Raw genomic sequence first — 21,625 nt, 5'->3', positions numbered from 1 at the left:
CCGCCGAGCAGCAGTTCGCCCGGGACACCGGGCGGCTGGGGCCGGCCCGACCGGTCCACCACCAGGCCGGTCACGTTGGGCAGCGGACGGCCCAGCGGCACGAGCCCGGTGCGCGCCCGCTCGGGGACCTCGTCCACGTCGCAGATCAGCGACATCATCGTGGCCTCGGTGGGCCCGTAGTGGGTGTGCACGGCGAGGTCCGGACGCAGCCGGCGGACCTCCGCCACCAGGGACCACGGGCAGCCCTCCCCGCCGAGGATGAGCAGTTTGCCGGGCAGGACGGTTGCCAGGTCGCCATGGCCGGCGAGCATCGTGAGGTGGCTCGGCACCAGTTTGACCACGTCGACCGGGTGCGCGGCGAGGTACCGGGCGAACGCCCGCGGGTCTGTCGCGGTCTCCCGGTCCAGCAGGTGCAGGGTGCCGCCGGTGAGCCAGGCACCGTAGAGGCAGGCCAGGCCGAGATCGGCCGCGACCGTGGACACCATCGCAAAGGACCTGCCCGCCGTCTGGGGCATCCGGCCGACCAGACCGGTGACGCAGTGGGCCAGGTTGCCGTGCTGGACCCCGACCCCCTTGGGCGCCCCTGTCGAGCCGGAGGTGAAGATGACGTGGGCCAGGTTGTCCGGGCCAACCGGCACGGCCGGACGCCACTGCGGGCCACCGTCGTGAGCGCCGGCGGGCTCGACGACATCCGCCAGCCCGCGGACGAGGTCCGCCGACGCGGCCGTCGTCACCACCAGCCGCGCGCCGGAGGCCCGCAGCATGTCCCGCACGCGGGAGGCCGGATAGGTCGTGTCCATCGGCAGGTACGCGCCACCCGCTTTGAGGATGCCGAACACCGCCGTGGCGAAATCGGTCCCGGGATCCAGCAGGATGCCGACCGGCTGGTCGGGACCCGCGCCCAGCGCGATGAGCCGATGCGCCAGCCGGTTGGCGCGCAGCTCCAGCTCGCGGTAGGTGAGCCGGCCGTCGGCGCCGACCACGGCCGTCGCGTCGGGCCGCTCGTCCGCCCACCTTTCGATCAACGTGTGCACCGGCACCGCGGCGGGTCCGGTGACGGGCCCCGCGAAGGCTGGACCGGCCGCGGGTTCGAACGGGATCTCCCCGACCGGTCGTCCCGGGTCGGTGACCATCCCGTCCAGCAGCGTGAGGAACCACCGCACCAGACGCTCGGCAGTCCGCGGTTCGAACAGGTCGCGCCGATATTCCAGCCGGCCGTTCAGTCCCGCGTCCGGCCCGCCGTCGGCCAACTCCATGCTCAGGTCGAACTTGGCCGTCCGGGGCGGCACGTCCCGCCACTCGACGCGCGCGCCGGGCAGGGTGGGCGTTTCGATCTCGTCGTACACGTTGAGCAGCACCTGGAACACCGGGGTGGCCGACAGGGACCGCTCCGGGCTCAACCGTTCCACGACGCGCTCGAACGGGGTGCGGGCGTGGGCGAAGGCGTCCAGCGCGCCGGCCCGCACCCGGGCGACCAGGTCACGTGCGGACGGCTCGCCGGTGAGGTCGGTGCGCAGCACGATCGTGTCCAGGAAGCAGCCGACCGCCGCCTCGCTCGCCGCGGAGTGCCGCCCCGCGTGCGGCACTCCCACCGGGACGTCGTCGGTACCCGCGAGTCGGCCGAGAAGGACCTGCCAGGCGGCCATGAGCACCATGAACGCGGAGGAGTTCGTCGCCGCAGCGAGCGCGCGCAGCCGGGCCGCCGTCGCCGGCGGCACCGCGACCCCGGTGGCCGCGCCCGGCCAGGCCGACGCCGGCGTCCGGGGCCGGTCGGTGGGCAGGTCGAGTACGGGAGGCAGTCCGGCCAGGTACCCGGTCCACCAGTCGAGCCCGGCCGCGCTTTCGGGGTCCTGGGGATCCACGGGGTCCGTGGTCGCCACGTCCGCGTACTGCGGCGCCGGTGGCAGCGGCTCGCCGTCGCCGCACCGGGCGGCATAGAGGGCGGCCAAGTCCGCGAGGAAGATCCGCTGCGACCAACCGTCGGTGGCGATGTGATGCACGGTCACGGCGAGCACCCAGGCGCCGGGCAGCCTGAACAGCGCGGCCCGCATGGGCGGTTCGGCGGTCAGCCGGAACGTACGACCGGTCTCGTCTGCCAGCGCGGCGGCCAGTTCCTCCTCGCCCACGTCCGTGACCGACATCGGCACGTCCGAGGCCGGGCCGCTGCGCACCAGCGGCTCCGGCCCGGCCGTGTCGATGACTCCACGCAGCACCTGGTGCCGTTCCGCCAGGTCGTGGAGCGCGCCGAGCAGGGCGTCCTCGTTCAGTCGCCCGGTGAGGCGGAGTACCAGCGGCACGTTGTACGCCGGGCTGTCCGGTTCCAGTTGGGCGAGGAACCACAGCCTGCGCTGCGCGGACGAAAGCCGGGCGGGAGCCTGCCCGGTGGTCGCCGCGGACCGGGGAGTTCCCCCGGCCACGGCGTCGTGGGCGGCGGCGAAACGTGCCTTCATCCGTGCGCGCAGGCCATCGGGTGTGTTGCTCATTTTCCTGTCCCTTGGGGTCGTTCGGCCAGCTCGTCGAGGAGCAGCTCTTCGGTCGCGGCCGCGAAGTCGGCGAGGATCGGCCGGTCGAACAGCGTCCGCACCGGGATCGCCACGTGCAGGGCGTCCCGAAGCCGACCGATGACGCGCGTGGCGGCCAGGGAGTGGCCGCCGAGCGCGAAGAAGTCGTCATCGGCCCACAGGTCCGTACGGTCGAGCACCTCGGCCCACACCTTCGCGACGAGTCGCTCCGCGTCTCCCAGCGGCGGCACGCGATCGTGCCGGCTGTCCGGGGGCTCGGGCAGGGCCGCCCGGTCGGGTTTGCCGCTGCTCGTCCTCGGCAACCGGGCCAGCGTCGTCCACCGCCTCGGCACCATGTGGTCCGGCAGCCGCGTACGGAGCCGGGCTCTGACCGCGGCGCGGTCCACGTCCTCGGGCACCAGCCAGCCCACCAGGTGGGCGTCTCCGCCCGAGCCGCCGACGGTGACGACGGCGTCGGCGACCCGCGGGTCCGCCCGCAGTGCCGTCTCCACCTCGCCCAGTTCGATCCGGTATCCGCGCACCTTCACCTGGTCGTCGAACCGGCCGTGGAACTCCAGTTGCCCGTCGTCCCGCCAGCGGGCCTTGTCCCGGGTCCGGTAGCACCGCCCGCCCGGTACGCGCGGGTCGGCCACGAAGCCTGCGGCGGGCAAGTTGCGGTAGCCGCGCGCGACCCCGGCTCCGCCGATCCACAGTTCGCCCACCACACCCGGTGGGACAAGCCGTCCGAGCCGATCCATCACGTAGCAGTGGTAGCCGGGGTTGGGCAGGCCCAGCGGTATTCGCCCGCCGTCCACGGCGTGCACGCGGTACAGGTGGGAGGTCACCGTCGTCTCGGTCGGCCCGTACTGGTGCCACAACTGGCCGACCCTCCCGAGTACGTCCTCGGCGAGCACCGGGTCCAGGACCTCCGCACCGGCCATGACGCGCAGCTCCGGCATCGTCGGCAGATTCGCGGCCATCAGCATCCGCAGGGTGGTGACGGTTACGTCGAGCACGGTCACACCACTGTCGACGATCCGCTCGACCAGGGCGTGCCCGTCCGTGGCGCACGCCCGTTCCACGACGACGCAGCGGCCTCCGGCTGCCAGCGGGGTCCAGATCTCCTGGACGGACATGTCGAAGGACAGCGGCGCGATCAACGGGACGGAGTCCGTGGGACCTGTCCCGAGTACGGCGGCCTGTCCGGTGATGCAGGCGGCCACGTTGGCGTGGGTCACCTCCACGCCTTTGGGCCGGCCGGTCGACCCCGAGGTGTAGGTGAGGTAGGCCAGGCGCCCGGGGTCGGGTGCGGGAAGCCCGGCGTCCGTGCCGTAGTAGCCGTGGGCGAGCGTGTCGATGTCCAGCCCGGGCAGCCCGGCCGGGGCCGGCCCGCGGGCAAGTACCACCCGCGCGCCGCTGTCGGCGGCCATCCAGGCGAGCCGGTCGTCTGGGTATTCGGGGTCCAGGGGCAGGTAGGCCGCCCCCGCACGCCATACGGCCAGGAGCACGACGGGGAGCAGACGATCGCGCTCCAGGCTCACCCCGACGACGTCTCCGGGGCGCACTCCCGATACCACCAAGCCCGCGGCGACCCGGCCTGACCACGCCTCCAGTTCGGTGTAGCGGAGGTCGCCGTCGGGACCGCTCACCGCCACCGCGTCCGGCCGGGACCCGGCTTGGGACAGGACCGCCTCGATCACGGTCGCGGGGCTGTTCCCGGGCAGCGCGGGTCCTCTGCCCAGGGCCAGTAGCAGGGCACGCTCCCGCGCGGTGACCAGGTCGAGCGTGGACAGCGAGCGGCCCGGGTCGGCCAGCCCGGCGCGCAGCGTGCCGATCACGCGTTCGGCCAGGGCGTCCATGTCGGCCGGATCGAAGCGCCGTACGGCGTATTCGATGTGCAGTTCCACATCAGTGGCGGTTCGTGCCACGTACACGGTGAGTTCGTTCGCCGCGGCGCCGCTTCCCCGGTCCGAGCGCAGGTCCAGACGGAACGGCCCGCTGGACGCCGTCGCCGGTTCGTCCAGCGGCAGCATGGTGATGACGACCGGGGTACGCGACGCACCCACGACCCGGTGGTTGGGCAGGTGGTCGAGCAGCTCACGGGCCGGCAGTTCCTGGTGGACGAGAGCGGCGGCGGTGGTCGTGGCGCAGTGCCGCGCCAGGTCTTCGAAGGTCAGTTCGCCGTTCATGCGCAGCCGTAGCGGCAGCATGTCCACCAGGGGCGCGAGCAGGCGTTCGGTCTCGGGCCGGTGCCGGCGGGCCGCGGCCGCGCCGATCACCACGTCGTCATGCCCGCTGAGCCCGCCGACCACCAGTCCGACAGCGGCCAGGAGACCGGCGAACGGGGTGGTACCGGTCTCGGCCGCGAATCGGCCCAACCGGGAGACGAGGGAACGTTCCAACGTGAAGGTCCGCCGCCGCGTTGCCCAGCCGGGTGCTTCCGGGCGACCCGGCAGATCGTCGGGTATCACCGCGTCCTCCAGGGCGGACCGCCAGAAGGTGTCCAGCCGGTCGTGCCGCGTGGCCTGCCCGGCGAGCTCCCGCTCGTGCAGCGCGATGTCTCCCACTTGCGCCGGGAGGTCCTCCACCGGGTCGCCGGCGAGTTCGCGGACCAGCTCGCGCAGGAAGACGGCGCCGGAGGCCCCGTCGAACGCCATGTGGTCGACGGCCACGACCAGTTCACCCGCGTCGTCGGCGGTGCGGACGAAGGCGGCGCACAGCAGCGGGCTCTCGGTGGCCAGGTTGAAGGTGTGCCCCGCTGTCTTCCGGTACAGCACGTCGAGGTGCCGGAGCTGCTGCTCTGTCGGCAGGCCGCGCAGGTCGTCCTCGGTGAGGGGAACAGGCGCCGGCGGGCCCACCACCGCGTACGGTTCGGGGTCGTCGTCCATGACAGTGGTGCGCAGTACCTCGTGGCGCCGCACGACGGCGTCCAGGGCCTTCTGGACCGCCGGTGCGGTCACCGGACCGTGCACGCCGACGTGCATCGCCAGCGTGGTGACGGGGCGGTCCGGAACGAGTCGGCGCAACAACCAGAACTCCCGCTGCATGGCGGTGAGCGGATAACGGGGCAGTCCCGGCGTGCGACGCAAAGGGGGTTCCGCCGCGACGGTTTGGAGTGCCCGCGCGAACTCCGCCACGGTGGGGTGGTCCAGGAACGTGGCCAGCGGCACGGAGATCCTGCGGCGTCGTCCGACCTCGCCGACCACCCGGGCGGCGGCGAGGGAGTGTCCGCCGAGGTCGGTGAAGCGGTCGTCGACGCCGACCCGGTCGATGCCCAGGATCTCGGCGACGACGTCCGCGACAAGCCGCTCGGTGTCGTCGCGCGGCGCGGTGTACGGGACCTCCGGCGGGCGGCCCGCGGTGACGGCGGGCAACGCGTCGCGGTCGACCTTGCCGGTGGGGTGGACGGGTATGCGGGGCAGTATCGCGATACGCCACGGGACGGCGTGCTGGGGCAACCGCGCGGTCAGCCATGCGCGCAGCTCGGCCTCGGTGGCCGCGTCCGACTCGGCGTAGCCGATGAGCCGGTCCTCGGCGGCCTGGACGAAAGCGTGCCGCACCAGGGGGTGGGCGGCGAGCGTGGATGCGACCTCCCCGGGCTCCACCCGGATGCCGTGTACCTTCACCTGGTCGTCGGCGCGTCCGACGAAGTGGTACATGTCCCCCATCCGTCGTACCAGGTCGCCCGTGCGGTACCCGAAGCGGCCGAACCGCTCCGCGGTCAGTTCCGGGCGGTTCAGGTATCCGTGGGCGACGACCGGCCCGGCCACCCACAGCTCGCCAGTCTTTCCCTCGGGCAGGATGTCACCGGCGGACGACCGGACGGACAGTTCCGCTCCGGCGATGGACCGTCCGATCGGAGGATTTCCGGTACCGTGCCGGTCCACCTCGGCTGCGATGCAGCTCAACGTGCACTCGGTGGGGCCGTAGAAGTTGACGACCCGGCGGACCTGGGGGTGGGCCCAGACCCGGTCGCACAGGGCGCGGGTGACCAGCTCGCCGCCGGTGATCACGGTTCGCACGTTCGGCGGCAGCGCATCGCGCAGCAGCGCCGAGAGGGCGGACGGCACGGCCACGAGCAGGGTCGCTTCGAACAGGGCCGGGAGCGTGGGGACGGCGAAGATGTTCTCCGCCAGGATCACGGTCCCGCCGGTCACCAGCGGTGCGTAGATCTCGATGACCGAGGCGTCGAAACTGACCGACGAAGTCGCCAGTACTCCGCGCAGTTCGTCCGCCGAGAAGTAGCCGGCGGCCCAGCGCATCATGTTGGAGAGGTTGCGGTGCGCGACCACCACGCCCTTCGGCGTCCCGGTGGAGCCGGAGGTGTAGATGACGTAGACGGCGCCGTGCGGATCGGGTATCTCATCCAGGCTGTCCGCGGGCTGCGTGTCCTCCACCCGCACACGGGTGGAGGAGGCCGGCACCGCGTGCTCGGTGCCGGCCGAGGTGAGGACGACCTTGAGTGCGGCGTCCTCGGCGATGAACCTCGTCCGCTCCTCGGGGTACGCCGGATCCAGCGGCACATACGCGGCGCCGGCCTTCATCACCCCCAACAGGGCGGGTATCAGCCAGACATCGCGCTCGACGCAGAGCCCGACCAGGTCGCCGCGGCCTACCCCCGCGGCGCGCAGACGCCGGGCGATACCGTTGGCCATCCGGTCGACCTCGGCGTACGTGAGTCGTATGCCGCCGACCACGACGGCCGGACGGTCCGGGTCTCGGTGCGCCTGCTCCTCAAAGGCGGTGTGCACACAGGATGCGTTCGCGCGGCGGCCATTGTCTGTCATTCGTCTCTCCGTGAAACGTGCATGGGGGAAGTTCCGTACGTCAGGCGCTCGGCGGAGCAGACGCGTCCACGAAACCGGCGAATCGGTCCACGGCCTCGTCGATCTGATCTCCCGTCAGGGAGCTGACCGACAGCCTCAACGCGCGCAGCCGCGGGCGGCCTTCGTAGAAGTGGCTCAGCGGCGTCCACAGCACCCGGTGGTCGCGGGCCGAGATTTCGAGCAGGTCGTCCGTGACGTCGAAGGGGACGGTGACCACCACGAAGAAGCCGCCCTGCGGGCTGTTCCAGGTCACGGAGGAGGCTGCCGGAAAGCGCACCGCCAGCCTGTGCAGCAGGCGTCGCAGGTTCTCCTGGTACACCTCGCGCACGTGCTCGGTCGCCCGCACCAGGCTGCAGCCGTGCTCCAGCAGCCGGCCGCCCGCCACGGCCTGGGCCACCGGGGACGTATTGACCGTGAGCATGCTCTTGGCCTTGGCCAGCAGGTCCGCCAGGTACGCACGGTTGCCCGGTTCGCCCGCCACGCGCTGGTCGGCCACGGCGAAACCGATCCGGACGCCGGGGAAGACCGTCTTCGCCAGCGAACCGAGATAGACGACCCTGCGGCGGGTGTCCAGCGCCTTGAGGGTGGGCAACCGCTCCTCCCCGAGCGGGAACAGGCCGTAGGGATTGTCCTCCAGCAGCAGGATTCCTTCCTCGTCGGCCAGTTCCAGCAGGGCTCGCCGCAAGGGCAGGGGCAGTCGCAGGCCCGAGGGATTGGCGAAATCGGGCACCAGGTAGCAGGCGCGCGGTCGCAGGCCCGCGGCGCGGGCGTCGCGGATGGCTCGGCGCAGGTCGGCGAGGTCGATGCCCTCGGCTCCCCCGGCCACGGGGTGCACAGGCATGTCGAGCAGCCGTGCGGCCCCGGTGACACCGACGTAGACCGGGTCGACGGCCAGCAGGATGTCGCGCGCGTCCCTGCGCAGGGTCCGCAGGGTCAGGAAGAGCGCTTCCTGGCATCCTGTGGTCACGACGATCGCCTCCGGATCGATCCGGATGTCCTCGTCCACGTCGAGGTGCCGCGCGAGCAGTTCGTGGATGATGCCCTTGGTACGGCCGTACTGCAGCAGGGTGCGCCGCACGCGCGCTTCGTCGAAACCCCGCTCGACACGCAAGTGGTCGCAGAACACGCGCAGGGCGCGGTGTACGTCCTCGACGTCGTAGAAGCCCTCGTACGGCGCTCCCGCGGCCAGGGACAGCGCCTCCGGATGGCGGTCGCGGACCTCGTTGAGGAAGTTCATGGCGGACAGCAAGGGGTCGTCGACCGAGTCGTGCAGGTCCGACAGCGCCAGGTCGGCCGGGCCCGGTGCGCTTGTCGTCTCCGGTTCGGCGGACTGCGCCGCCCTGACCTGCGGGCCGGGACCATCGGCGGCCGACGCGTGGTCGTAGGAGCCTGTCAGGACGCCCTCCGCGTCGGGGCAGCGGGCTCCGGCCAGCGGGGGGTGCGGCGGGCGGGGCTGGTTCATCGGTCCGTCCAGGTCGTCGATCGGACCGTGCGGATCCTTCGTGCCGCCGCCACTCCGTCGCAGCCCGACAGGCCGAGGGCGTCGCGCAGTTCAGCGGCCAGGATGCCCAGTACGTGTCCGGCGCCCGCCTCCCCTGCGGCGGCGAGCCCCCAGAGCACCGGCCGGCCGACCAGGACCCCGTCGGCTCCGAGCGCCAGTGCTCGGAGCACATCGATCCCGGAGCGGATTCCACTGTCGAGCAAGACCCGGCACCTTCCGGCGACCGCCACGCTCACGTCCTCCAACGCGTCGACACTGGGTATCGCCCCGTCCAGTTGTCTGCCGCCGTGGTTGGAGACCACTACGGCGTCCGCACCGCAGTCGACTGCCCGTGCGGCGTCCTCGGGGGCGAGTATGCCCTTGAGGATCAGCGGTAGGCGGGTCCGGGCCCGTAGGTCCTCCACATCCGCCCAAGTCAGCGACGGCTCGAACACGCTCGCTGTGTGGGCCGCGACCGCGGACCCTCCCGACGAGGCGTCGTGGGATCGCGACGGTGTTCCGGACCGCAGGTGGGCCGCCTCGACACCCGGGGGCAGCGCGAAACCGTTGCGGACGTCCCGCGGACGGCGCCCCATCCAGGGAACGTCCACGGTGAGCATCAACGCCGTGCAGCCCGCGTCCTCTGCCCTCTTGACGAGTTCGAAGGACTTGCGCCGGTCCCGCAACCAGTAGAGCTGGAACCAGACCGCCGCGCCCGTCGCCGCGACTGCTTCGACAGGGTAGCTGCTCAGCGTGCTCACGGTGAAGGGCACTCCGTGGGCCTTCGCCGCGCGCGCCGCCGCGAGCTCGCCCTCCGGGTGGACGAGCCGCTGGTAGGCAGCGGGCGCGACGGCCACCGGCATGGACACGGAATCCCCGAGGAGGGTGGTCGCGGCCGTGCAGCCGGATACGTCCCGCAGGACGTTCGGCACCACGCTGATCCGGTCCAGCGCGGCCCGGTTGGCGGAGAGGGTGGCCTCCGCTCCGCTGCCGCCCGCGACGAAGTCGCGCACATCGGAGGGGAGAACCTGTTCGGCGAGGCTTTCAACAGCGTCCAGGCTCACCGCGGTGCGCAGGACCTCCGGTCCCAGCGGCTCAAGGCTACCGGCCGCTGCCACCGAGGGTCCTCGCTTGCCGGGTGGCGTGGCGATCCGGCTCATCACCGGTCCCCTGTCTTCGCGAGATGCTCCAACTCCACGGCCTCGTAGAGGGCCCTGATGTTCGAGCTGCCGAACGTCTCCGCGCCGGACCTCTCGATCACCTCGAAGAAAAGGGTGCGCCGCGCGTGGGTCGAACGCGTGAATATCTGGAACAGCTGACCCGCGTGGTCCTCGTCCACAAGGATGTTCAACCGGCGCAGGTCGTCCAGAGCGTGCTTCGTCGGCATCACACGGTCCGCCAGGAGTCCGTAGTAGGCGGAGGGTGTCACCAGAAACTCGACGCCCCTGCCGATCAGCGTCCCGACGGACCGGACGGCATCCTCGGTCGCGAAGGCGATGTGCTGGACGCCCGGCCCACCATGTTCTTTAAGGAACCCGTCGATCTGCCCGGCCCCGACGGCGGGATCGGGCTGCAGCACGGTGAACGTGACCGTGCCGGAAGGGCTTTGGAGGACCTTCGAGAGCATCGCCTGCGAGCCGACGGCAATCCGCTCGGCGAAGATCTCGCGGAACCCGAGTGCCGCCCCGTAGAAGTCGACCGTCGGCTCCAACTCCCCCGCGCCCACGCAGACGGCGAAGTGGTCCACGGCCAGCAGCCGAAGCCCGTCGCCGTCCCCGCTCGCGGCGGGTTCCGTCCTGGTCGGGAGCCGCCGGTATCCCTGCGGAAGTCCCGCACCGCCTGGATCCCTCCGCTGCACCAGCGTGTGCACGACATCGCCGAAACCGGTGACCGTTGCACTGACCGCCACATCGCCGCCCTCGTGCCGCTCGGGCACCGCCAGTGCCCTGCCGCCGTTCACCACCACCTGGGCGAAGGCCGCCGGTACGTCCCCGGTGCGCAGAGCGATGTTCGCCACCCCGTCCCCGTGCGCGAGCACATAGGCGGCCGCCGGGTGGTACTCGGCCGTCGCCTGGGTCAGGACCAGCTTCATGGCGCCCTGGCACAGGACGACTGAGCGGAATCCCTGCTCGGGCGAGCCGCCGACCGCCACCTCGTCGAAGCCGAAGCGATCGCGCCACACGGCAGCCTGGGATTCCAGTTCCTGGACGTACATTTCCACATAGTCCAGCTCGAAGTCATCGATCTGATCGCCTTCGCGCGATGAATTCACGTCAACTCCGTCTGTGCATCGGAATAGTCGGGGCCGCACGAAGGCAGCCTCCTTTTGGTAGCGCGACCGGGGATGGCGGGTCGCGTTCAGGACCGGGCGCCGCGCGCCTCGATCACGCCGAAAGACGAACCCGGCAACGGCGTGACCTTCACGGCGCGCAGCCCAGCGGCCCGCAGCAGGGTCTGATATTGCTCATAGCTTCTCTCGCGGCCACCGAGGAGCACCATCATGCCGAGGTCGCTCCAATAGGCCGGATGAGGCTCGGTGGATTCCGGAAGAATCATCTCGCACAAGAATATGCGGCCGCCCTCGGGCAGGGCCTCTCTGCTTCTTGTCAGAATGCGTACGGCGTCCTCGTCGTCCCAGTCGTGCAGGACGCTGCACATCAGGTGCGCGTCCGCCCCGCCCGGCAGGCCGGCAAAGAAGTCGCCCCCGACCAACCGGCATCGGGCCTCGAACGGTTCCAGAGTCCCGGACGTCGCAGATCTCTCGATGACGTCGGAGCGGTCGAAGAGGATGCCGCGAAGGTCGGGGTTCTCCTCAAGGACGGACGCCAGGACCGTCCCCCTGCCGCCGCCGATGTCGAGCAAGCACGACACGCCATGCCAGTCCGGAAGCACGGCCAGGCCGGCGTAGAGCCGACTCGCGCGTTCATGCATACGTTCGTCGAAGGAGACGCCGGCGCCGTCGTCCTGTTCCTTGTGGGAGAAGAACGGGGTACCGAACATGCTGTCGAAGGAAGGGCTCCCCGTGGAAATCGTCTCGACGGCGCCCAGCCACGCGCGATACGTGTCGAGGTTGCTGAGCGTCGCCCGCAGAGAAACCGGTGAGTCGGTCCGCAGGAGTTGTCCCAGCGGCGCGAGTGCGAACAGCCCGTCCGCGTCCTCCGTGAAGAAACCGCAACTCACCAGCGCCCGCATCAGCCGTTCCAGGGGGTCTGGTGCCGCATTGAGCACCTGAGCGAGGTCTTTGACGCTTCGCCCGGCCCCAGCGCACTCGTCGGCGATCGCCAGCCGTGCCGCCACGGACAGGGCGAAGGGCAGGACCGCGACGATGCTGTCATCGGCCATGCGGAGGAACTGCCGCACCACCGGGTCCGGCGCGGTCGCGATGACCCGCTCCCTGTCTGTACTCACCTGGAAATTCCCCTTCGTGTGTGATGCCGGACCACAACAGCCGACACCGCGCTCATGACATCCCCTCCCGGGACGGGCGGTCATGACGCCCCTCCCGGACGACGGATGCAGGCACACCGTCCGATATTCATCCTGGGGCTGGCGCGCAGCAGGTAGCCCGACCCGCTACGCAATCTTGATGCTGAAGGCCCCTGTTTGACGTGATCCAAATGCGCCGGGTTCATGCCGCCAGCCGGGCCGCCCGGCCGAAGCGGCCGGAACCGGCCCGACCCGTCAGCCGATGTCGGCGAAGATCTCCTGCAGCAGGCGGCGCTCGTACGACTCCTCGGCGTCCACGCCGCCCAGCATGTAGCCCCCGAACTTGACGTTCGCACCGGAGTTGTCCAAAGCGATGACGCCGCGCCCGAGTTCGGCAAGTGCCGCTTCGACGTCCGAGAGTTCCACTTCGGTGTTCTCCCGGATGTAGAGCTCGGAGAGCTTTCTGATAGGAAGCAGCTCGCCGTGCCATTTCCGGACGTCAGCATTCTGATTGAACGCGTCGCGGTACATCCGCGACCCTGGAATGATCGCTGGCGCGGCGACGGATATGGTTGTTATCGACCCCGCGTAAGCCTCAGCGATGGCAAGCCAGTTCTCCACTTCCGCCTTGAGCTGCGTCAGCGTCGTGCCCGGAAGGCCCAGAATTCCCGAAAGATACATCTTGTAGTCGAGGCTCTTCGCGAGCTCCAGGGCCTCGATCACCCTGTCAGGACCCTTGTTGATACCTTTTGAGTTTCCCTTGAGCAGTTTGGGATCGAACGCTTCGATCCCGACGTTCCATGTCTTCACAAAGCCCTTGCAGAGCTCCGCCGACTGCAGGAACTCGTAGACCAGGCCGTAGGCCAGCATGAATCGCTGCCCGCGAAGCACCTCCGACTCGGCGCAGGCGTCAGCCAGTTCATCAAGGAATGACGAATCGCCACCCCACTGCTTGCTGGACATACCCAGAGTGGAGTCACCGGCGGCGTAGACGTTCGACTTCAACTCGCCGACCAGCACCTCCAGCGTCGACACCGCCGCACCGACATCGGTGGTCTTCGGCGTCAGCCCCTGGATGGAACAGTGCAGGCAGCGGCGTGTGGGCCGCCGGCCCCAGTTGCAGCCGCCGTCCAGGGGCAGGGTCACCATGCGCTTGAGGTCGTAGTGCGACGCGTACCAGACCCTGAACGCGTCGTCGTAATGGGACTCCAGGACATCCTCGATCAGCCGGTAGTCGGGGAGAATCCGCTTGTTGAGTGGATACGTGGGTGCCGACTGATTGTGGATCTCCCCCTGATTCCCCCGGTACGCCAAGGACGGAACTCGCGCGATGTCCATTCTTCCCTGGAGCGATGAAATCAGGCCCATCATGGTGAAGGGACCATTGTTCCCCGTGCAAACGAAGTCCACCACCTTGGACCCGTACGCGCCGGTGAGCACCTCGCGGTGCAAGATACCGGCGTGATCGTTCCCGAAGACCACCACGGCGTCCGGATTCACTCGCTTGATCTCGACTGCGACGATGTACGCCCACATGGCGGTTGACGAATAGACCGTGAACGCCGCGACATCCGGAGGGTCCGCCTGGATACGGGCACGGATCTCCTCCCAATCCACATGACTCATGTCCAGGTAGTGCCAGTCGAGATCAGGGAAGAACTTGCTCTGGTACGTGATCATTTCGACCAGCGACGCATGCGGGTAGACCGTGCCCTCGTTGGCATAGCGCGCCTGGTCTCCAGCACCCTCGATCAGAGCCCCTCCACCCGAGTGACTGCCGCGGTGAGCGGATGTGAGGGGAAGGCCCACGTACCAGACGGTCTGAAGCTTTCTCATCCGCGGCTCTGAGGCGTGGGAGTCGACTGGATAGGACCAGTTGTACCGGGTGTCCGCGGCGGAGACCAGTTCTTCCACTGGCTCAAGGCTCATCATGACGAGATCTCTCAGGTTGTGCGAGGCTGTTTCCGACAGTACGTCGAAAATAGCAATGCGACTTGGCGCGGCTGCCCCGCCCAGAACCCACCTGGTTTTCCGGGCCCGTTGACAGCCCGAGGAGAGTCAGCCCGCCAATGCCGACCGGGAAGCGCGCTCCGCCCCGCAGAGAGGGCTTGCGGCAATACTGTCGGCGACTTCCGTGCCAATTCATTCCAAGATTACGGAAGGCCCTTTCGTATTCTGCCCCTCAGTGTTCGGCCATGGATGTAGATGGCGACTTCTGCACCAGAGAATGTCCGACGAAACCGTCCGCCGGTGGCCGCCGATTAGTGACACGCATGTCGTCCTGCGGTCCGCTCCCGCGGTCGCAACGCCGATCGCGTTACCACCGTGAACCTAACACCGGTCTTCCGGACAGACGCCGGCATCGGCGTATGGAGAAAGTTAAATCTCGACGGGTAGGCAGGTCAGGGCTTCGGCGTAGTCGCATGACATCCGGTTCTTGATCATCCGAGGCCGAGGAGTGCGAGAGGGCGGCGAGGGTCGCGGGCGTTGCGGCGGAGATCGGCCGCGATGTTCTCCACTCCGGCCGTGCGGAAGGCTCCGATGGCGAGGTTGCGCCAGGTGGCCATCGCGCGGGACTCGTTGCCGGTCCGCAGCTGCGAGGCGTCGTCGGCGAAGGTGGCGTCGCGGACATGGTGCAGGGCCTCGATCTTCCAGTGTTCGCAGACGAGGTGGGCGAGGTGGGCCACAGTGGCCTGCTCGGCGGTCAGGCTGGTGACGGCGTAGACCATCTTGACGGTGGTCTTGCTGGTCTTGCGGTCGGTGCGCCGGCACTTGATCAGCCGTGAGAACGTGATGCGGCAACCCTGTGTTCCTCCGCGGAACGACCTCCTGATCTGCGCAGCGATCCACCGTCTCGGGCGGATGATGCATGTGAAGCCCTCTCCCACCCAACAACGGCCAACAGACAGTCAGTTGGACTGTCAGTGGCGCGTGGTATCCCTAAAGGCATGACACCTTACGGATCATGTCCGGAATATTTTGAGGGATAAAACCGTGTATCCTCAGCGGAGTTGAGGCTTGTCAGGATTGGAGGTGGACCGTGAGTGATCAAGAGGAGTTGCTCGCGGATCCCGCCATGCTCGTCCTGGCGCGCGACTCTCGAGGGTGGACCCAGTCCGAGCTCGCGGAGCAGATGTCGCACGTGGAGGGCAACCGCATCTCGCAGGGGTACGTAAGCCGGGCCGAAGCCGGACGCATCCCGGTCCGGGCGGAGCGGGTGCTCCTGTTCGCCGCCGCGCTTCGCTTCACACCCGAGGTGCTGTGCCAGGCCGCTGATACGGCCGGGGCAGGCATTGGGCTGATACACCACCGCAAGCGGGCCTCACTGGGAGCCCCCGCGCTGCGCCGAATCCATGCGACGCTGGCGCTCACCCGCCTCCAGGTCGAAGCGGTAACGCGGGCGGCGGCCCTCCGTCATCCCCACCGGTTCAGGCCCATTGAGGTCAACGACTTCGACACTCCCGCGGACGCTGCGGAGACGCTGCGCGAAGAGTGGAACGTTCCCGTCGGCCCCATCGACGACCTGGTTGCGCTGCTCGAACACGCCGGCGCCCTGGTCGTAGTCCGCGATCTGGGCACCACCGAACTCGACGCCGTCAGCCAGTGGCCGCGCGACCGGGCTCCGCTGCTACTCCTCAACTCCACTGCCCCTGGCGACCGTTCACGCTTCAGCCTCGCTCACGAGCTGGGCCATCTGATCATGCACCGCGAGCCAGGCGAGGGACGTACACAGGAGACCCAAGCCGACCGGTTCGCCGCCGAGTTCCTCATGCCGCACGAGGTGATTTTGGGCGAGCTGAAGCCCGGCATCGACGTCGCCCGCCTCATGGATCTCAAAGCCCGCTGGGGGGTCTCCATGGCCGCTCTCATCCGGCGGGCCATGGACCTGGGCGTGATCAGCGAATGGCAGTACCGCACGCTCATGGTCGAGTTGTCCGCACTCGGCTACCGCACCAACGAACCAATCGTCATCCGGCGCGAGACCCCGCGCCATATCGCTCAGGCCGTCACCTGGCTTGAGGGACAGCACCACCTCAGTGCGACCGAGACCGCGCACCTGTCGGGACTGGGTCGCGAGGAGTTCCACGAGATCTACTTGTGCGCCTCTTCTCCGTCCGGACACAAGGATGTGCCGGACCCTTCTGCGAGGTGATTCATGAGCAACGCCCCCGATCCGAGGCGGCGACCGCCCGCCGTGAAGACGCTCGACCACACCGTGGCAGCCGTGCCGCTCCTGCAGGGACGTGTACTGCTGCACGAGCATGCACGCAACATTCCGCGGCCTCGCCACGCCCTGGATGACGGCCTGAGCGGCGTGGTCATGACCGGCGCCAACGCCGACACTCGAGCGTTCCAGCTCCGCACCGACGCCGGCTATCAGGGCACTCTGCTGATCGACAGCGCCGCGTACACCACGTACACGGCAACGGCGGAGGAGCCGTTCATGGCTCCTCCCGACGAACTGTTCGCCGCCGTGGACGACTCCTTGACCTTCCAGAAGGCCCGGGGCGCAAGCGTAGCGCTGACTCCCACCGGATACATTCCGCCGGCGAACTCCCGTGCGCTCAAGGCGGTACTGCGGGAAGCCAACCGGATCGAGCGAGCTGACACGTTGATCTCTCTCCCGATCGATGTCACCTGGCTCAACCGGGAGAACATCGGCCAACTGATCGCGGTCTGCGCCAAGATCCGCCACCCCAAGGCTGTCATCCTCTTCCGCCAGTTCGACCCGCTGGAACAGACGAAGGACGTCCCGGCCAACCTGCGGCGGCTGTTCACCGAGGTCGAGCACATGTCTCTGCTGCGCACAGATCTCGCAGCCCTCGACGTGATGGCCCACGGCGCCCTCTGCGCGGGGATAGGGGTTCAGAGTTCGCTCCGCCACGCCATACCGCCCGACGAGAAGCCTCAGATCGGCAAGCGCGGTGGCGGGCCTACCTACCCGCACGTCCTGATGCCCCAGTTGATGTGCTTCAAGGGCGCCGAGTCGCTGTCCAACCTCTACGCCAACACGGAACCGGCAACCTGCACCTGCGAGGAGTGCGACGGGCGCGGTCTCGACCGCTTCTTCCTGTCCGACGGCGACACCCGGCGCGAGGCCGACAACCACAACATCCTCACCTGGAGCGAATGGGTCAGCGACATGGCCGGCCACCGACCGGGCACCGAGCGCAAGACGTGGTGGCGCAACAAATGCGCTGCAGCCATCGACCGCTACGCACTGGAAAACCAGCGCATCGGACAGGGGGCTACCCCCAGATCCGGATTCAAAGCACCTGCGCCGCTCAAAGCATGGGCGACGTTGCCTGTCACTCCGTAGCCGAACGCGAGCCCTCAGGGCAGTTGACGGTGAACGTCTTCCAGGAACTTCCAACCAGCAACTGTATGCCGCCTGCGCACGAAGGGGCTTGGTGGCACAACAACCTCGACCGAATCCCCCTGGACGTGGAGCAATCCGATGCCGTAGAAGTCAGCGCGCATCACAGCCTCGTCCTTGCGCCGCAACACACCATCGACCAACACGGAACGAGCAGTGAATGGTGTAAACCACTCGGCCTGCTCCATCGCCGACTCCCAGCTGCGTCCAGGCACGAACACCATGTCGACGTGGACCGGCTGGGTCGCCAGACGGGTAATCAATCCGTCGCGTCGAACCGCAGCCCCCTTCGGCAGGCCCTTCAACGCCCGGCGTTCCCGGTCGCTCAGTGATCCGGCAGGGACAGGCTCGCCGAGTGGCAGGGCCATCAAGAGGTTCAGGGTATCCGGTCGCGTCAGCGGAGCCATCCCCGCAGCTGCCCGTCGCTCCCGCTCTCGCGCCTCAAGCCGATAGGCCGCAACGACCTTCGTCCCCACGGCTTCAACGACCGCCAAGCTCGCATCGCGGGGTACGAGATCGCCGAGAGCCAGCGCTCCCGCAACCACACCCAAGGGCTCTCGTGCCGCGATTGCCATCGACCAACCCGCTCTCGTCCTGCACCGACGCTCTCCCCAGCAGGGCTGTACGCGCTCATCCATACCGCCTGCCCCGCGCCACCGGAAGCAGCCTCAATAACAAAACCAACGGTCCTCAACCGGCCCTAGACACGGGAACGCGTCCAAACGAACAGCAAGGCTAGTACGGACACTCGTGCGATCGTCGACCACCTCCCCGGATAGCTCCGCATCGGTCACCCACCGCCCTCTCGCTGCACAATTTGTACCCACAACAGGTCGCGGACGAGCGACTGCGATCGTAGCCATCCCGCGCCACGATGCCTACAGTTGTTCGAATTCTTGGGCGTGCCCCGACCTACCGGAAGCATCTACTCCCAAGCCGCGGCCGACCAGCGCCGCGCCAGCGGCCCCGCAGGCCGACGGGGGTCAACATCTGTCACGTCCGTGTCACCAACAGCGTGGACGCACCTGGACCGCCAGGACCAAACCTGCGTGAACGGCGCCAAACTGGACCGCGTGGACGCCCAAAGACGGTTATGCCTACCTGTGCCATGTGGTACCCAGTGAGGGACCGAGGATCAGGACAGGGGCGTCTTCTGGCCCGTCAAAGCGGTACTGCAGGGTTTCGACGTTCTTCTCACTCACCCGCTCACGCTCCCACATCTCACACTCTATGCAGGAGCGGGGGTGGAGACGCTCGCCAGACCTCCCCAGGTATCCGCTGCCTGACGAAGATCCTCCACATCCGGCTTCACATACCAGCGCTTCGTGGTCTTGACGTTGGTGTGCCCGGCCCAGCGGGCCAGGAGGTGATCCGGCACCCCGTTGTTCGCGAGGTACGTGAAGCAACTCGCGCGAGCGTCGTACAAGCGCACCCGCCGCAGCCCGTGTTCGTCCATGACCTTGTACACCCGCTCACGCAGCTGCCGCCCGTTGAGCGCCCTGCCGAGTTCGTCCACGAGCACGTACCCGCTGTCCTCATACCTCTCCCCCGCCGCCAGCTTCTCGGCCATCTGCATGGCCCTGAAACACGTCAGCGCCTCCCTGACCAGATCGGGCAGGGGAAGCTGCCGCTCAGCGGCGAGAGACTTGGTGTCCTTCTCCACCACGGTCTTGTTCCCCATCAGGGTCCGCGTGTTGGAAACGGCCAGGGCGGCCCTGCCCAGGTCGACATCGGCCCAGCGCATGCCGCAGATCTCCGCCGGCCGCAGGCCCATCAGGGAGAGAAGGAAAGGGGCGTAGAGGCGGTCGTCCTTAATCGCGCGCACGAAGGCATGAACCTCCTCGACGTTCCAGGGCTGCACCACTGCCTTGGCGCTGCGCTCCGCCTTGCGTACGTTCCGAGGGATCGTGACCTCCTGGGCAACGTTCACGGCGACCAGGCGCCGGGCCACTGCCCGGTTCAGTGCCTCCTTCAGCCGCGCCAGGGACATCTCAACCGAGGTCACCCCCAGGCCCGTGCCCGGCTTGCCACCACGAACGCGGCCCTGCCCAAGCGCCCACCTCATCCACGCCTCGACGTGGTCCTCGGTCAGTTCCTGTAGCCGGATGTGCCCAAGCTTCCCCCGGACACGCCCCAGGGTCATCGTGTAGCTGTAGACGGTGCTCTCTTCCAGGTCATCCGCCTTCCTGTCGAGCCACTGGTCGAGCCATTCGTTCACCGTGATCTTGTCGGGCTCGACGAACGTCCCCTCGTAGCGACGGTTCGTGATGCGGGCGTACTCGACCTTCGCTTCCCTCAGCGTGCCGAAGGTACGGGTCAACTGCTTGCGCTTCCCGGTAGCGGGATCGCTCCCTACATCGACCACAAACCGATACCGGACCTGCCCCTTCTTATTCGGGGGGAGCTTCTTGATCGGAACGGACAGAATTGCTCACTCTCCTTGAGGGCGTGGAAGACTTCCACGCAGGCATAGGCGCCGCTGCGTTTCAGCGAAGGGCGCCGCGGTCATCAGGGCAGCAGGCGACAGGACCGTTCGCTTCTCCCATGGGCCGGCGGCTCTGTCCACCGTGTCCGGTACGGCTCCCCCGCTGAGCTCAGCCGAATGGGAACACCTTCAATGGTCGTCACCATCGCCGGTTTGGCCAACCGGCGATCATGGTCTATGTTGCGCTCGCCACTGGCTGGGATCCGGCCTCACCATCCCCGATGTGACCTCGATCAGGAGCCCACCTCGAAGGACCGAAATACAGCGTCACGCCATCGGGGACGAGCACTACTGAGGTTTGATGCGTGATGTCGCCGGGTCGACGCCTTGAACTGCGAAGAGGAGGGCCCGCCCCGCGGCATCATGCGAAGATCACCAGTAACACCCCGATGTCCCCAACCGTGACCAAGATCGTAAATCGCGGAAGAGCCCGTCATCCAGGTGCCCCCTCCCGACCGCCCTGGTAGCGTGCGCCGGCATGTCATCGGAACTGGAACGCCCCCCGCGCCAAGCGGACGAACGCACCGCGCTCATCGGCTGGCTGGACCTGCAGCGGCAGATCCTGCGCTGGAAATGCGAAGGGCTGAGCGACGAGGACGCGCGCCGCCCGGTCATCCCTACCTCACCGGCCATGACGATGGCCGGTCTCATCTCCCACATGCGCTGGACCGAGCACATATGGCTGGAAGTGCTGTTCCTCGGCGGCGACAAGAAGCAGAACCCCGCATTCGACGAGTCAAGCGAGAACGCCGACTGGCACACCGACGGCCGCCCCCTCGCAGAGCTCCTCGCGGAGTACGAGGCCCAGTGCGCCCGCAGCAACGAGATCGTTGCCGCGGCCGACCTGGACGACGCCGGCCGCCACCCCGACTTCCGCGACGGCAGCGCCAACCTCCGCTGGATACTGATCCACCTCGTCGAGGAGACGGGGCGACACGCGGGGCACGCGGACATCGTCCGGGAGCTGCTCGACGGCACGAAGGGCTACTACTAGCGCAGCTCCGCGAAGCGGGCCCTTCCCTCAGGAGCCAGGCCAACACGCCTCACGACCAATGCGGGAGAGCTCGTTACTGGTGATCTTCGCATGATGCCGCGCGGCGAACCCTCGTCTTCGCAGTTCAAGACGTCGACCCAGCGACATCACGCATCAAATCTCAGTAACACTCATCCCGTGAGGCAGCCGAGGTTGCGGGCGCCGTGCGCCACGAGGAAGTGCAGCGCGGTCAGCGGAGACCGTATCGCCCGTACCCTTCGTGATGTCTACGGCGTCACATAGCGGGCGCCACACCATTGGAGGCAACACCCCGTGCTGATTGCTCAGCGTCCGTCCCTGACCGAAGAGGTCGTCGACGAATTCCGCTCCCGGTTCGTGATCGAGCCGCTGGAGCCGGGCTTCGGCTACACCCTCGGCAACTCCCTGCGTCGGACCCTCCTGTCCTCGATCCCGGGTGCGGCGGTCACGTCCATCCGTATCGACGGCGTTCTGCACGAGTTCACCACCGTGCCGGGCGTCAAGGAGGACGTCACCGA

13 protein-coding genes and 2 pseudogenes are annotated in these 21,625 nt (G+C 68.4%); 4 read left to right on the top strand and 11 right to left on the bottom strand.

Features of this window, described 5'->3' with window-relative positions; genetic code table 11:
• The 8 genes from ABZ656_RS45065 to ABZ656_RS45030 all read right to left on the bottom strand — a co-directional run.
• Positions 1 to 2,483 (bottom strand): condensation domain-containing protein (locus ABZ656_RS45065; protein ID WP_360276632.1); only part of this gene is annotated, 2,483 nt, incomplete at its 3' end.
• The gene (locus tag ABZ656_RS45060) at positions 2,480 to 7,288 is read right to left on the bottom strand and encodes an amino acid adenylation domain-containing protein (protein WP_360276629.1); all 4,809 of its coding nucleotides are present in this window, start codon (positions 7,286 to 7,288) and stop codon (positions 2,480 to 2,482) included. The genes ABZ656_RS45065 and ABZ656_RS45060, both read right to left, overlap by 4 nt.
• Positions 7,289 to 7,328: 40 nt before the next feature.
• On the bottom strand, positions 7,329 to 8,789 hold the full coding sequence (locus ABZ656_RS45055) for a PLP-dependent aminotransferase family protein (RefSeq protein ID WP_360276626.1): 1,461 nt from the start codon (positions 8,787 to 8,789) through the stop codon (positions 7,329 to 7,331).
• Positions 8,786 to 9,925, bottom strand: a complete 1,140-nt coding sequence (locus ABZ656_RS45050) for an alpha-hydroxy acid oxidase (RefSeq protein ID WP_360276623.1) — start codon at positions 9,923 to 9,925, stop codon at positions 8,786 to 8,788. The genes ABZ656_RS45055 and ABZ656_RS45050 overlap by 4 nt, the downstream gene beginning before the upstream one ends.
• Before the next feature lie 41 nt (positions 9,926 to 9,966).
• Positions 9,967 to 11,079: a 4-hydroxyphenylpyruvate dioxygenase gene (hppD, locus tag ABZ656_RS45045; protein ID WP_360276620.1), complete on the bottom strand. Its 1,113-nt coding sequence runs from the start codon at positions 11,077 to 11,079 to the stop codon at positions 9,967 to 9,969.
• 86 nt (positions 11,080 to 11,165) lie between these two features.
• Positions 11,166 to 12,299, bottom strand: a complete 1,134-nt coding sequence (locus tag ABZ656_RS45040) for a methyltransferase (RefSeq protein ID WP_360276617.1) — start codon at positions 12,297 to 12,299, stop codon at positions 11,166 to 11,168.
• Between the two features lie 189 nt (positions 12,300 to 12,488).
• Positions 12,489 to 14,147 carry a hypothetical protein gene (locus ABZ656_RS45035; RefSeq protein WP_360276614.1) on the bottom strand — a complete coding sequence of 553 codons (1,659 nt, stop codon included), beginning with the start codon at positions 14,145 to 14,147 and terminating at the stop codon, positions 12,489 to 12,491.
• A gap of 527 nt (positions 14,148 to 14,674) precedes the next feature.
• Entirely contained in the window at positions 14,675 to 14,962 is a 288-nt protein-coding gene (locus ABZ656_RS45030; RefSeq protein WP_360276611.1) for a hypothetical protein, read from the bottom strand.
• Positions 14,963 to 15,273: 311 nt separating this feature from the next.
• Here ABZ656_RS45030 and ABZ656_RS45025 point away from each other — a divergent pair, with 311 nt between their 5' ends.
• Together ABZ656_RS45025 and ABZ656_RS45020 are read left to right on the top strand one after the other, a co-directional pair.
• Positions 15,274 to 16,386 carry an ImmA/IrrE family metallo-endopeptidase gene (locus tag ABZ656_RS45025; RefSeq protein ID WP_360276608.1) on the top strand — a complete coding sequence of 371 codons (1,113 nt, stop codon included), beginning with the start codon at positions 15,274 to 15,276 and terminating at the stop codon, positions 16,384 to 16,386.
• A gap of 3 nt (positions 16,387 to 16,389) precedes the next feature.
• Positions 16,390 to 17,553: a hypothetical protein gene (locus ABZ656_RS45020; protein ID WP_360276605.1), complete on the top strand. Its 1,164-nt coding sequence runs from the start codon at positions 16,390 to 16,392 to the stop codon at positions 17,551 to 17,553.
• Between the two features lie 14 nt (positions 17,554 to 17,567).
• On the opposite strand, the gene ABZ656_RS45015 is transcribed toward ABZ656_RS45020, so the two are convergent.
• The 3 genes and pseudogenes from ABZ656_RS45015 to ABZ656_RS45005 all read right to left on the bottom strand — a co-directional run bounded on the left by ABZ656_RS45015 (position 17,568) and on the right by ABZ656_RS45005 (position 19,975).
• A complete protein-coding gene (locus ABZ656_RS45015; protein WP_360276602.1) occupies positions 17,568 to 18,104 on the bottom strand; it encodes a hypothetical protein in 537 nt (178 codons plus the stop codon).
• A 609-nt stretch (positions 18,105 to 18,713) separates the two neighbouring features.
• Positions 18,714 to 18,830: pseudogene (locus ABZ656_RS45010) on the bottom strand (3-oxoadipate enol-lactone hydrolase); the annotation flags it as partial.
• 8 nt (positions 18,831 to 18,838) lie between these two features.
• Positions 18,839 to 19,975 (bottom strand): tyrosine-type recombinase/integrase, encoded by a 1,137-nt coding sequence (locus ABZ656_RS45005; protein ID WP_360276599.1) that lies wholly within the window; start codon positions 19,973 to 19,975, stop codon positions 18,839 to 18,841.
• Positions 19,976 to 20,573: 598 nt separating this feature from the next.
• Between ABZ656_RS45005 and ABZ656_RS45000 the strand changes: the two genes are divergently transcribed.
• Both ABZ656_RS45000 and ABZ656_RS44995 read left to right on the top strand, forming a co-directional pair.
• Positions 20,574 to 21,089, top strand: coding sequence for a DinB family protein (locus tag ABZ656_RS45000; RefSeq protein WP_067359919.1), 516 nt, complete (start codon positions 20,574 to 20,576; stop codon positions 21,087 to 21,089).
• Between the two features lie 312 nt (positions 21,090 to 21,401).
• A pseudogene (locus ABZ656_RS44995) lies at positions 21,402 to 21,625 on the top strand (DNA-directed RNA polymerase subunit alpha); the annotation flags it as partial.

It is taken from the genome of Streptomyces sp. NPDC007095 (assembly GCF_040634475.1).
In the GTDB taxonomy this organism is placed as follows: Bacteria; Actinomycetota; Actinomycetes; order Streptomycetales; family Streptomycetaceae; genus Streptomyces.
Note: the sequence above shows the minus strand (reverse complement) of the source record. Positions and strands in the feature narration are given on the sequence as shown.